General features: G+C 68.7%; 8 protein-coding genes. 1 reads left to right on the top strand and 7 read right to left on the bottom strand.

Annotated features, from left to right (window positions below; all coding sequences use genetic code 11):
* Nucleotide 1 precedes the first annotated feature (1 nt).
* The 6 genes from E8A74_RS06105 to E8A74_RS06080 all read right to left on the bottom strand — a co-directional run bounded on the left by E8A74_RS06105 (nt 2) and on the right by E8A74_RS06080 (nt 6,625).
* Nucleotides 2-514 (bottom strand): type III secretion system chaperone, encoded by a 513-nt coding sequence (locus tag E8A74_RS06105; protein WP_136927967.1) that lies wholly within the window; start codon nt 512-514, stop codon nt 2-4.
* Between the two features lie 30 nt (nt 515-544).
* The gene (locus E8A74_RS06100) at nt 545-1,936 is read right to left on the bottom strand and encodes a hypothetical protein (RefSeq protein WP_136927966.1); all 1,392 of its coding nucleotides are present in this window, start codon (nt 1,934-1,936) and stop codon (nt 545-547) included.
* 3 nt (nt 1,937-1,939) lie between these two features.
* On the bottom strand, nt 1,940-2,842 hold the full coding sequence (locus tag E8A74_RS06095) for a DUF4123 domain-containing protein (protein WP_170228888.1): 903 nt from the start codon (nt 2,840-2,842) through the stop codon (nt 1,940-1,942).
* Between the two features lie 28 nt (nt 2,843-2,870).
* Nucleotides 2,871-4,160: a PAAR domain-containing protein gene (locus E8A74_RS53785; protein WP_211365295.1), complete on the bottom strand. Its 1,290-nt coding sequence runs from the start codon at nt 4,158-4,160 to the stop codon at nt 2,871-2,873.
* A 9-nt stretch (nt 4,161-4,169) separates the two neighbouring features.
* The gene (locus E8A74_RS06085; protein ID WP_136927964.1) at nt 4,170-6,014 is read right to left on the bottom strand and encodes a type VI secretion system Vgr family protein; all 1,845 of its coding nucleotides are present in this window, start codon (nt 6,012-6,014) and stop codon (nt 4,170-4,172) included.
* A gap of 197 nt (nt 6,015-6,211) precedes the next feature.
* Entirely contained in the window at nt 6,212-6,625 is a 414-nt protein-coding gene (locus E8A74_RS06080) for a YkgJ family cysteine cluster protein (RefSeq protein ID WP_136927963.1), read from the bottom strand.
* Nucleotides 6,626-6,954: 329 nt separating this feature from the next.
* On the opposite strand from E8A74_RS06080, the gene E8A74_RS06075 reads away from it, so the two are divergent.
* On the top strand, nt 6,955-8,487 hold the full coding sequence (locus tag E8A74_RS06075; RefSeq protein ID WP_136927962.1) for a right-handed parallel beta-helix repeat-containing protein: 1,533 nt from the start codon (nt 6,955-6,957) through the stop codon (nt 8,485-8,487).
* On the opposite strand, the gene E8A74_RS06070 is transcribed toward E8A74_RS06075, so the two are convergent.
* A complete protein-coding gene (locus tag E8A74_RS06070) occupies nt 8,447-12,139 on the bottom strand; it encodes an IPT/TIG domain-containing protein (RefSeq protein ID WP_170228887.1) in 3,693 nt (1,230 codons plus the stop codon). The two genes, E8A74_RS06075 and E8A74_RS06070, sit on opposite strands and share 41 nt — an antisense overlap.
* Nucleotides 12,140-12,229: the final 90 nt, after the last annotated feature.

Below are 12,229 nucleotides of genomic sequence, written 5' to 3'. Positions count from 1 at the left end.
GTCAGATCGTGTCGTCCGGGTCGCCTTGCTTCACGGGACGCAAGGGCGGAAGCGCGCGGCCGTGCGTGATGTCCGCGACGCGCGCGAACCAGCGCGTCGTCCACGTGGCGGCGAGATCCCGGAGTTTTTCCACGCCCTCGTCGAGCATCTCCCGCGTCGTCGTGGCGAGCGGGAAGTCTTTTTTCAGGAAATAGATGCGTTTGTCCGGGTCGAGGTGGAAATACCCTCCGCCCTGGTCGAAGAGCCCGCCGATCGCCGGATCGTTGAGCGCGCGGCCGACCTTCATGAACGCGTCGATCTGCGCCTCGGGCGCGCCGTCGCGCCACGCCTTCGCCACGAAGGCGCGCGCCACGAGCGCGTCCTTCTCAGGCTCGTGCCGGAAGCCGAATTCGCCGAACGAAATGTCCCCGTTCGCGTCGAGCTCCGCGTCGTAGCGGTTCTCCTTGCGCGCGTAGAACTGCATGAGGGCCTCGGCCCTGTCCCGCCCCGGCGGCATCGCGCTGTTCGTCGCCATCGTCGTCCCTTTGCCTTCCGCCTCGGCGTCTTACTTGTTCTTGCCGCAGCCGCAGGTGTCGCCGGTGTTCCGGTTCTGCTGCTGGTAGGCCTTGAAATAAAGATCGTCGTCGATGCCGTGGTATTCGGTCATCCCCGGCAGCCAGTGCTTGTCGAGGTTCTTGCCGTTCGTCTCGAAATCGGCCGCCTGGCCGCGCTCGCCCGAGAACGTGACGACGTTGCCGCCGCCCGCGTACTTCGCGTGGTTCTGCGGGTTGTCGCCGAGGCCGAACACCATCGGCGTCGCGTCGTTCACGTGCACGTAATGCGTGTACTTCGGCCCGCTGACCCATTGCGGCGCCGCGGAGCCGAAGCTCGTGACCTTGACGTTCTCGTCGAGGCCCGCGTTCGGCGAGGGCGAGCCCGCCTTCAGCGTGTTGTTCGCGTCGTAGAGCGCGAGGCTCGTGACGGCGCCGCCCTGGCTGTGCGCGAAGATCTCGACGGGGCGGCCCGATTCACGCTCGGCCACGACGAGGTCGCTCAACGTATTCACGGCGGGGTTTCGGCCGTCCGTCGTGAGGTCCTTCTTGCCCGCCGCCGCCTCGCGGATGAGGCGCCGATCCTTCGAGGTCTGCTGCGCGTCCTTCGCAAAGCCCTCGGTCGCGTTGTACACGCCGACGACCGTGGCGCACGTCATGTCGCCGAGCTGCTTCAGCGTCTCGCAATGCGTGGTGCGCGTGGTATTGATGCCGTTGACGTAGAAGATCGTGCGCGGAGGTTTGCCCTCGGTGCATTTCGCGCAGCAATCCTTCGTCGCCTGCGAGGTGTTCCGCGTCGGATCGTCGGGCCGATCGGGGTCGTAGGCCGAATGCGTCGGCGAACTTGGGTTGTAGCCGCTCTTTTTCGCGTTTTCGATATCGGCCCGCGTGACCTCCTGGCCCTTCTGCGTGAGCGGCACGCATTTGCCGTTCACGTAGCCGAAGATCGCGCCGTCGTGGTCGACGTCCTTGCCGGTGCACGCAATGCAAGGCTGGGCAGGGGGTTTGCCCGTGAAATACTCCTTGGCCTTCCCATACGCGTCGCTGACGCGCTTGGCGCCGGAGTCGAGCGCGTCTTTGCCCGCGCCGACCGCGTTGTAGCCGGCGTCGGCCACGGCCCGCGTCGCGCCGCGGACCCCTTCCTTGACGCCGTCCTTGACCGCGACCGCCGCATTGCCGACGGCCTTCGCGCCGGTGACGGCCGCGTTTCCGACGGCCTTCGCGCCAGTGACGGCCGCGTTTCCGACAGTCTTCGCGCCGGTGACGACCGCGTTGCCGGCGGCCTTCGCGCCGCTGACGATCCCGTCGCCGACCATCTTGGCGCCACCCGTGATGGCGCCGGCCGTCTTCTGGGCCGCGTTCGAGGCCGCACCCCAAGCTCTCTGCAATAGACCGCCACCAGGCATGACTCAGGTCTCCTCGAGCGTACGAAGAAGCTTGCGCGTGAAGTCCGAGATCCACGCGGCCTTGTCACCGGACGAGAGGTGCTTGGCCGCGAGCGTCTCCGCCACGGCCGGCATCGCCGTGTCGAAATCCCCGCCGAGCGCCCAGGCCGTGATCACGTACGTCACGAGCTCGAGCTCCGTCGTGAAGCCGTGCAGCGTGCGCGCGCGATCGATCTGATCGGCGACGAAGTACTTGAGCGAAGGCCTCGGCTCCTCCCGCGCGTCCGGAAACTGCGCTTGGAGGAAGTTCACCGTGCGATCCGTGAAGCGCTCCTCCGAGGCCTTCGCGAAGGCGCGCATCTGCCCAGGCCGCAGTTTGTAGAGGAGATCCTCACGCCTGCGCGGCGCGCCCTCGACGCGGCGCTTCCAGAAGAGCGCGCCGAGGCCGTCTTCCGTGGGGATGCCGTACTCGCTCACCGGGCCGTAGAAATCGTCGAGCTCGGGCGGGGTGCAGCAGTCGAGCCACGTGACGAGCACGCGCGGATCGTAGAAGCGGAAGTTCATCTTCGTGCCCGCCGGCGACTGCACCAGGAGGTAGCGGCGGAAATGCCGCCGCACGCCTTCGAGGTTCGTGTCGGCGATCGCGAAGATGCAGAGGCTCGGATCTTCGGCGAGGCCCTCGCGCAGCCAGCTCCAGGTCGAGAGATCCACCTGGAAGAGGTACGGCGCGGCGTCGGCCCACTCGCTCGCGTCCTTGGGTTTGTAGAGACAGACCGCAGCGTGGGGGCCGGCTTGCGCCGCCTTTTCCGCGACGAACGGCGCGTCCGCCGCGTCGACCGCGGCAAACAGACGGCCCGCGCGCGCGAGGCGCTCGATGTCGTCGGTGAAGGCCGCGGTCGTGACGAGGAGGGACTCGTGCTCGTTCATGCCGGTGTCCATCGCGCCTCGCTCCCCCTCAGAAATCGCACTTGATGGGCGTGAACGGCGCAGCCGCGCGTTTCGCAGCCTTGAGCGTCAGCGCCTGGGATTTGTTGCGGATGCCGACCGCGTCGACGACGACCCCCGGCGGTTGATCGGGCGGAGGCGCGCCAGGGATGTACGGCGGCGGGACACCGCCGATGAGCACGGTCATGCAGCCGATCGCGATCGGATCGATGCCCGCGACGCCGGGGACGCCGGGCGCCTTCGGGGGCTCCTTCTTCTGTTCGGCCGGGCCGATCTCGATGTTGAACTTGAAGCCGAGGCCCGCGAGCAGCGCGCCGACCTTCGCGCCGAACCCCATGCGGAGCTTGCCGTCGCGGTAACCCGCGAACGCGCTCGCGCGCGCCTCCGCCGTGAGCAGCGCACCCGAAGCCTCGCCGCCGATGCTGACGTCGAGGTTCACGAGCGGGATCGTGAAGGTCTTCTTGCCCGCGACCTTGCCCTCGACGACGGACGCGCCCGCGCCCGCGGCCGCCTCGCCGTAAAACGACTCGAGCTTGCCGTCCTTGACCTCGGCCTGGATGCCCGCGGTGGCGTCGGCCTTCGCCGTGAGGACCTTCGCTTCGCCGGAGACCTCGCCCCAGCCCTTCGCGTCGCCGGCCTTGCCCGAGGCCGCGAAGAGCGAGCCTTCGACCTCGGCCTTGCCGCCGGCGTTCGCCTTCATGTTGCGAACGCCTTCGAACTCGGCGTTTGCCCCGTACGAACCCTTCGTCGAGCCCGAGAAGAACTGCGCGTAGTTGTCGACGGGTTTGCCGTCGGGGCCCTTCGGGACCGTGCTCGCGCTCCAGAGCTCCTTGTTGGCGCCGACCGCGACCTTGGGCTTCCACGCCTGGTCCTTCGGATCGCGACCGTTCACGACCTGGTCGATGGCCTTGTCGCCGGCCTTGTTGTTCGCCTTGTCCCAGGCGTCGCGCAGCGACTTCTCGCTGTAGTCCTCGCCGTCGGTCGCGTACTTGTTCTCCTTCGCGTACGCGCCGTCCGCTTTGAAGGTCCACTTCGCCTGGTCGGGTTTGTCCCCGCTGCCGCCGCCCACGGCGGTGGAGGGGATCATGCAGGTGCACGCGTCGCCCACGCGCGCAGCGCCGACCTTGTTGATGTAGACCGTAAGCGAGGTCTGCGTGACGGGCCCAGGGCCGTGCAGCGGGCAGACGTGTTTGTCGAGCAGGCGAGCGGCGGCCATCCCGCCGATGGTGACATCGGGCGAACCTTCGGCGATCACGCCGCCGTGCACCGTCAGATCACCTTTGCGTGCGGCTTGCGGCATGGCGAGCTCCTAGCAGTTGATCTTCACGAACGGGCCGCCGTGGATGACGACTTCGCCGCCGGCCTTGAGGTTGATGTCCCCGTCGGCCTTGAGCGTGATCGTGGCTCCGTCGAGCACGATGGTGGCCTTGCCCGTCGTCAGCGTGATCTTGCCGTCGACCATCTCGATCATGGTCTCCTGCTTCTCGACGTCGGGGCTGCCCATGGCCTCGACCTTGAGATCCTTGGGTTTGGCCATGACGAGCGTGTACTTCGATCCGACGAGCGTGGTGTCGACGGCGCCGATGACGCTCGATCGGTTCGCCCCGACGACCATCGTGCGGTTCGCGCCGGTGCGTTCGGTCTCGTTGCGCTTGACGAGCTTCGAGAGATCACGCTGCGCCTGGACGAAGAAGAGCTCCTTGCCCGCCTTGTCCTCGAACATGATCTCGTTGAAGCCGCCCGTCGTCGGCGAGCTGTTCGTCTTCCAGGTGCTCTTCGTCTTCTCGTCGGGCAGTTTGTAGGGGACGCGGTTCTTGCCGTTGTAGAGGCGGCCGACGATGACGGGTTCGTCGGGGTTGCCCTCCCAGAAGCCGACGAGGACCTCCTGGCCGATGCGCGGGATCGTCATCATGCCGTACGCGGCGCCGGCCCAGCCCTGGCTCACGCGGATCCAGCAGGTCGCGGTCTCGTCGTACTTGCCGTCGCGATCCCAGTGGAACTGCACGCGCACGCGGCCGTACTCGTCGGTGTAGATCTCCTCGCCCTTCGGGCCGACGACGAACGCGCTTTGCAGGCCGTTGATCTTGGGGCGCGGCGTGCGCTGCGCGGGGCGATGCGGCACGTCGATGAACGTGGCCTCGCCGGAGAGCGTCCACTCGCCGTCGGGCGTGCCTTCGTGGATCGCTTCGAGGACGAGCAGCTTCTTGCCGGGATCGAGGTCCTCGCGCGGGTGGTTGTCGATGCTGAAGATGATGCCCGGCGCGAGATCGAAGGCGTTCGCCTCGTACGACACGACGCGCTTCGTGCGGCGCTCGGCTTCGAGCAGGATGTCCGCGCGGCGCTTGCCCTCCTTGTCGTCGGTGAAGGCGCCGTGCTCGTAGACGTATTGCTCGTAGAAGTCCTCCTTCTTGGCCTTCTCGGCCTCGCCGCGGAGGAGGAACTTGGGTTTTTCGAAGTCGTAGTCGCGGATCATCGCGGCGCCGGGGCGGACCTGGTGCGCGAGGTGGACGCGGCAGATCCACTCGTTGTTGCCCGGCTGGTTCGGGTTCTCCGCGTGGCGGATCGGCTTGCGCGCTTCGCCGCGCGTGGGCGCGTCGGCGAGGTGGAGCTCGCTCGCGACGTTGTTGCCCTTCAGGACCTGGCCGAACCAGTACGAGATGCCTTCTTCTTCGAGCAGGCGGCTCACGAAGGCGAAATCGGTCTCGCCGTATTGGACGCGGTACTCGTGCACGGGGTGCGGCTCGGTGAGCTTCTCCTTCGGCTCGATGCCGTACTCGCCGAGGACCTTCTTCACGATGTCGGGGATCGACATCTTCTGGAAGATGCGGTTGCCCTTGCGCTGCGTGAGCAGCCACATCGTGGGCACGATCCGGACGAGATAGGTGGAGAGCCCGAGCGAGGTGCCCGTCGGCGGCTCGACGTCGATCTGCTCGGCGTGGCTGACGACGCCGGTCCAGCCGCGCGGCACGTTCAAGTTGCCAATCGCGAGCAGGCCGCCGGCCTTGCCGACGAGCGATTCGAGGTCGATGTCCTCCTTCGGCGAGCGCGCGACGACGTTGGCGCTGAAGAGCGTCGAGATGCCCTCGTGCACCGAGAAGTGCCGCACCGAGAGGCTCTGCTCGCCGGACTCGAAGGAGAGATCGAGGATCGCCATTGGCCCAGCCTACGAAAAGGCGGGCGAGACATGCAAGAGGGCCGGGCCACGCAAAGGCATATCGACACCCCGCGTCATGCCGGTGGAAGGCGCTTGCCGTGAAAAATGCTGCCGGTGGTGTAGGTGGGCGTGGCCGGGCCCGCCCTCACGCGGAGGCCGTGGTCCCGCATGCCGAGGCGGCAAAGGGATCGGCTGGATCAGCGGGCCGCGTCGCGGAGCTGTTTTTTGAAGGTGAGGCGGACGATGGGGACGATGGTGGGGTCGTTCTGGATTTCGCGTTCGAATTGGAGGACGTCGTGGTACCCGCAGCGGCTCTGGCCGGGGTATTCGCGGCAGGCCTGCGGGCGGCCTTCGTAGATGGTGCAGCCGCGCGTGTCGGGGTGGAGGAATTTGCAGGCCTTGCCGAAGAAAGGATCTTTCTTGCGGCGGAGGATGCGGCCGCCGAAGCGGTGCACCGTGAAGCGCTTCTCGGCGGCCTCGCGGGTGAGGCCGAAATGGGAGGCGAGCCGCTTGACGTCCCGGGCCGTCACCTCGACGCGCTCGTAGATGGAGCAGCAAAATGCCACGCACTTGTTGCAATCGTATTGAACGCGCGTTCGTCCGGTGGCCACGGCTGACTCCAGGGAGAATTGGAATTGGTTGGATGCCGCGTCCTCTGACGAGGCGGCGCGAGTCTAGGCGCATCGAAGGCCCAGGTCGAGGGGGTCCGAGGGGAGTTCGTCCAGGCAGGCGACGTGAGCATGACCACGCATTCAACGCGTGGGGCCACGCTGGGACAAGCCGAGCTGCGCCCCCAAACCCCGCTCGGGACGAACCCATCCCGCTCGGGGCGGTCTCCCGCGTGTCCGGAGCGGCCAGGAATGTGTGTAGTCTCTCAATTCGCCGTGGCGGGGTCGAATGCGGGCGCTACCTTTCGTGAACTCACGCGGAGGTGCTGTTCATGCGGGTTTTCTTGGGCGCCGCTCCGCTTGTCTTGCTGCTTGCGTGCTCGCGCCCGGCTTCGCCCGAGGATCGCGGCACGTCGGCCGAGGCGCTGTCCGGGCCGCCTCGAATGCAGAGCCTCGCGTCCGTCGGGCCCGTGAAGACGAGGCCGGCCCCGCCCCCGGGCGGGCGACGATTCCGTGTGTCGCCGTCGGGGAAAGACACGAACGATTGCTCGGAGCGCAATCCGTGCCGGGAGATCCAGCGAGGCATTTCCCTCGCGACGGCGCCGGGCGACGTGCTGCTCGTGGAAGACGGGGAATACGCGCGCTTCACCGTGGACGGGCTGCGAGGCGAGCCGGGCCGGCCCATCACGATCTTCGCGGTCGGCAGGCGCGCGGTCGTCCGCCCGGACCCGAATTGCAAGAACCAGAATGCTTGTCGCGACAACATCATTCTTCGGAAATCCCACCACGTCGTCGTCGACGGGCTCTCGTCGTCCGGCGCGCCGCGCGCCGCGGTGGCCGTGTTTTACGGGACGAACGTGACGATCCGGAACGGGACGTTCCTCGACAACGGGCGGTGGGGGATCTTTTCGTCGTTCGTGGACGACATGACGGTCGAGAACAACGAGATCCGGCGGAGCCGACGCGAGCACGGGATCTATCTGTCGAACAGCGGCGACAGGCCCGCGATCCGCGCGAACGTGCTGCGCGAAAACGACGGCTGCGGCGTCCAGATCAACGCCGACATGCGCGAGCGGCCCGAGACGGACAAGTACGGCAAGAGTTTTTACGATGGCGTGGCCGACGGGCTCGTGACCGGCGCCGCGATCGAGCGGAACCTGATCTTCGGCAACGGCGGGGGCGCGCTCGCGAACAACAAGAAGCGGAAAGGCGCGGGGATCAACCTCGACGGCGTGCAGGACTCGATCGTGCAGGGGAACGTGCTCTACGACAATGCAGCGTCGGGCATCGTGGCGTTCGGCGACGCCGACGGAATGGAGCAGGACGCGGAGGAAGACGGGGACGGGCGCGCCGGTCCGAAGGGGCTCTCGATCGTGCACAACACGGTGGTGATGCCCGAGGGGGCGCGAAACGCGCTGCAGCTCCGATTGAGCACGGGGCCGAACGTGGTGCGGAACAACATCCTGTTCCACCGCGACGCCCGCCGCGCGGGGCTCGAGCTCGTGACGGAGAAGGACGCGAAGCTCGTGGAGAGCGACGGAAATGTCCTCGATCGGGTGGCCATCGGGGAACAGGTGCGGTCGCTCTCCGATTGGCGAAAGCAGCTCGGCAAGGACGGGCATTCGCTCTCCCTGCCGCTCGCGCGCCTCTTCGTGGATCCGTCGCGGGGCGATTACACGCTCTTGCCCGCGTCGCCGGCGGCGCGGGCCGCGACGGCGGATCCGGTGGACGACCACCGGGATTTCATGGGGAAATCACGCATGCGGCGGGAGAAGGGGCACAGCATCGGGGCCTGCGAGGTGGCGCCCTCGGAGGCCCCGGAGATCAAGGCGTCGCCAGTCGGACCACGCGCTCACCAGCGATGAGGACGAGGTCTTTTCCGTCGACGGTGACGGCGCGGACGCCACGCGGCGCGACGGAGAGGGGCGGCGCGCCCTCGCTCGCGAGGCGGCCCGGCGCGCCGCTGCCGAAGACGTACGCGAAGAGGCTCGAAGGCCCGATCGCGCCATTCGCGTCGGGCTCGACGACGACGAGCGTGTGGCCGAAATCGTTCGCGATGACGAGCTCGCCCGTGGGCAGGAAGGTGAGGTCGCTCGGGCGGTTGAGGCGCAGGTCGGCGAGGGCGCCGGGCTTGGCGACGCCATACCGCTGGCTGTCGCCGACGATGACGTTCTCCGCCGTGAAGGGGCCCGCGGCGGGGATGCGGCGCACGGCGTTCGAATCGTACGAGGCGACGTAGAGATCGCCGTTCGGCGCGAAGGCGACGCCGCTGATGTTCGGGCCGAGGCTGAGCGGGACATCGTCGATGTAGCCGGGCTGGAGCGTGACGCCGAAGGTGGTGAGGGGCTGGTTCGTGATGTTGATGATGCGGAGGTAGTTCGAATCGGCGAAGTAGAGCGCGCCGCTCGGGCCGACGACGGCCTTGCCCGCGCCGGTGTTGATGGCGACGCGCGAGGTCGCGGCGACGCCCGCGGCCTGCTGTTCGGCCGTCGTGGCGGCGCGGCCGTCGCCCGCGACGACGGAGAGCAGGCCCGTCGTGAGGTCGACCTTCGCGACGCGCGGCAAGCTCGCTTCGAGCAGATAAAGCGCGCCGCCCGCGACCTCGACGCCGCGCAGGGTGGCGAGATCGGAGGCCGTGGCCATGCCGTTCGGGCCGATGGTGTTGCCGGTGTAGCCCGTGCCCGCGAGGGGCGTGAGCAGGTTCGTCGTGCGATCGTGCGCCACGACGCGCGCATCCGAGGTGTAGACGTAACGGTTGTTCGCCTCGTCGACGCGGATGGAGCTCAGGCTGTTCAGCGCGCGGAGCGAGAGCCCGGGGAGATTGTCGACCTTGCTCGGGCCGATGCCGGCGACGGCCTCGACGAGGCCGGGATTGCCCGCGGCGTCGAAGAGGACGCGGCGCAGGCGGCCCTCGGTGAGGACGAGCAGCGAGCCGTTCCGATCGACGAAGGGGCGCGAGAAGAGCGCGAACGCGGCGCTCTTGGCGGGGCCGCCGTCGCCCGCGTATCCGGCGTTCGGGATGGCCTTGCCGGCGGTCCAGCTCCCGGCGACGAAATCGACGCAGTCGCTCTCGTCGAGCGCCGTCGCTTGGCTGCCGCCGGCAGGGCGAACGCGGCGCACGAGGCCGTGGCGGCTGCCGAGGAGCAGGTCGCCGCGGACGGGATCGACGACGGCGCCGCGGTTGATGCCGAGCGACGTGGTGATCGCAGGGCAGCCCTCGGCCGGCAGGCTCGAATTGTTGCCGCCGCCCGCGAGGTGCACGCTCTCGACGTACATCGGGTCGCCCACCGGCGGTCGAGTCGCAGGGATCTTGCGGACCTGGAGCGACGTCGTCGTGTAGATGTTGCCCTCGGCGTCGAGCGTCACGGTGAGCGGGTTGACGACGCCGGGGTTCGCGATCTGATCAACCGCGTCGGCCGCGATCGTGACGCCCCAGGCCGTCGTGGCCGTGCCCGTGGTGTTGATCGCGCGGATCGTGCCGTTGTTGTTGTCCGCGACGAGCAGGATGGAGCCGTCGGCCGTGAAGGCGAGGTCGCTGATGCCGTTGAAGCTCGCGCTCAGGCGGTTGCCGCCGTTGCCGCCGTTGCCGCTCGACGCGGTGCCGGCGTAGTCCGTGATGGTGCCGTCGGTGCGCTTGGCGCGGAAGATGCGGAAGCCCGTGGCGAAATACGCGTCCTGCGTGACGGGGTGGATCACGACGGCGGCGACGCCCTCGGGCGCCTGCGCGACGGTCTGGAGGGTCTTCGGCTGGATCGTCTTGCCGAACATCGTGACGGGCGCGGCGCCGTTGTTGAGGACGCGGACGCGCTTGCGATCGGCGATGTAATAGTTGTTGGCCGCGTCCGTCGTGACGAACTCGCCTTCGAGCGAGGCGAGCAAGGGATCCCCGCCGTCGCCGATCTCGGTCTCCTCGGGGCCGCCGCCGGCGAGGATCGTGTACTCCCCCGTGACGCCGAAGACGCCGGCGTTCGTGGTTTGTCCGGCCGAATCGATCACGATCTCGGCCGGGCCGAAGTCGACCGTCGGGACCTCGACGACGAGCCGATTCGGCTCGGCCGAGAGGACGACGGCCTCCACGCCGTCGAAGGTGACCTTGTTCATCGCGGCGCCCGCGGCGAAGCCCGTGCCGCGGAGGACGAGCGCGCTGCCGGGCGCGCCGCCGGCCGGGGTCGTGTCGAGCACGGAGAGCACGGGCGTGCTGCCCGTGATCGTGGCGGCGACGTAGCTCCGCGCGGGCTGGCGGCCCGGAGCGGCGAGCTCAATCGGGCCGGTGACGGCGTCCGCGGGGACGGTCACGACGACCTGCGTGCCGGCCGCGTTGATCGAGGTGACGGTCGCGGGCGCGGCGGCGCCGGAGAAGGTGACGGCGAGGTCGGCGGGCTGCAGGCCGACGAAGCCGGCGCCGGTGAGGGTGAGGCTCTCGCCGGGCGCGTGGGCCGCGTCGAAGCCCGTGACCGCGAGCTCGGCGGGGATTGACGCGTCGGTGATCGTGAGGGGGAGCCAGTTCGAGCGCAGGCCGTTGATCTCGATCGCGACGGCGCCGGTCGCGAGCGTGGACTCGGAGTTGCCGACGCCGAGCGCGAAGGCGAGATCGCCGGAGGCCGCCTGGTTCGTGACGATCTTGCGGCGCGTGCCGCTGCGGCCCGGGATCGCGAGCTGGTTTGCCTCGACGGACGCCGGATCGAAGCCGAGGCCCTGGACCTTCAGCGTGGAGGAGAGCTTGGCCTGCGTGACGTCGGTCGACGCGGCGACGGGCAGGTGCGTGAAGCCTGGGGAGAAGGTGGCTTGGGGTTGCCCGTTGATCGTGACCGTGACGACGCGGGTGCGAGCGACGGCGGCGGGGGTGGTGACGCTGAGCGTGCCGTCGTCGAGGACCATCACGTCGGCGGCCGGGACATTGCCGAAGAGGACGCCGATGGTGCCGACGAAGCCATATCCGCTGATCGTGACGAGCTCGCCGCCCGCGGCGCTGCCGGCGGCCGGTTGCATGCCGAGGATGTTGACGGCCGGCTCGACCTCGATCGTGTAGTCCTGCTTCGCGTTTTGCCCGTCGGGGCCCGTGGCCACGAGCGAGACGGGTTGTGGCCCTTCCTGGCCGGCGGCGGGCGTCCACGTGACTGCGCCTGTCGCGGGGTCGACCTGCATGCCGTCGGGCTTGGTCGCGAGCGTGTAGGTGATCGTGTCGCCGGGAAGGGCGTTTTCCTGAACGGCCTGCGACGCGTACACGTACGGGTCCCCGATGCGCGCGACGAGCACCGGCATCGTGGTGAACGAGACCGGCCCGCGCATCTCTTCCTGTCCACCGGAGCCGCCGGCGCCGCCCATGCCGCCGCCGCCCATGCCTCCGTTGCCGCCGTTGCCGCCGATTCCGCCGTTGCCGCCCGCACCGCCGCTGCCCGCGGGGTTTGTCGTGCCGGAGGTCGTCGACGAGCCGTCGGAGCAGCCCGTCGCGAAGGCGGCGAGCGGGAGGCTGATCAGGAACGCAATCGAGAGTCGGCTTTTCGCGCGGAAACGCATGGCGAGCTCCTCCTGTGACGAAAGGGGAAGAATCGACGAGGATAGAGCGGGTGCCCGCGCTGCGAAAGAGGGGAGGGGAGCGGCGATCCG

Origin of the sequence: Polyangium fumosum, from assembly GCF_005144585.1 — a bacterium.
Taxonomy (GTDB): Bacteria; Myxococcota_A; Polyangia; order Polyangiales; family Polyangiaceae; genus Polyangium; species Polyangium fumosum.
This window is presented reverse-complemented; position numbering and strand designations above follow the sequence as displayed.

What these genes read in the sequence shown, in the direction of transcription:
- E8A74_RS06075 (WP_136927962.1), top strand. Translation starts at nt 6,955, where the DNA reads ATGCGGGTTTTCTTGGGCGCCGCTCCGCTTGTCTTGCTGCTTGCGTGC.
- E8A74_RS06070 (WP_170228887.1), bottom strand. Translation starts at nt 12,139, where the DNA reads ATGCGTTTCCGCGCGAAAAGCCGACTCTCGATTGCGTTCCTGATCAGC.
- E8A74_RS53785 (WP_211365295.1), bottom strand. Translation starts at nt 4,160, where the DNA reads ATGCCGCAAGCCGCACGCAAAGGTGATCTGACGGTGCACGGCGGCGTG.
- E8A74_RS06105 (WP_136927967.1), bottom strand. Translation starts at nt 514, where the DNA reads ATGGCGACGAACAGCGCGATGCCGCCGGGGCGGGACAGGGCCGAGGCC.
- E8A74_RS06100 (WP_136927966.1), bottom strand. Translation starts at nt 1,936, where the DNA reads ATGCCTGGTGGCGGTCTATTGCAGAGAGCTTGGGGTGCGGCCTCGAAC.
- E8A74_RS06085 (WP_136927964.1), bottom strand. Translation starts at nt 6,014, where the DNA reads ATGGCGATCCTCGATCTCTCCTTCGAGTCCGGCGAGCAGAGCCTCTCG.
- E8A74_RS06095 (WP_170228888.1), bottom strand. Translation starts at nt 2,842, where the DNA reads ATGAACGAGCACGAGTCCCTCCTCGTCACGACCGCGGCCTTCACCGAC.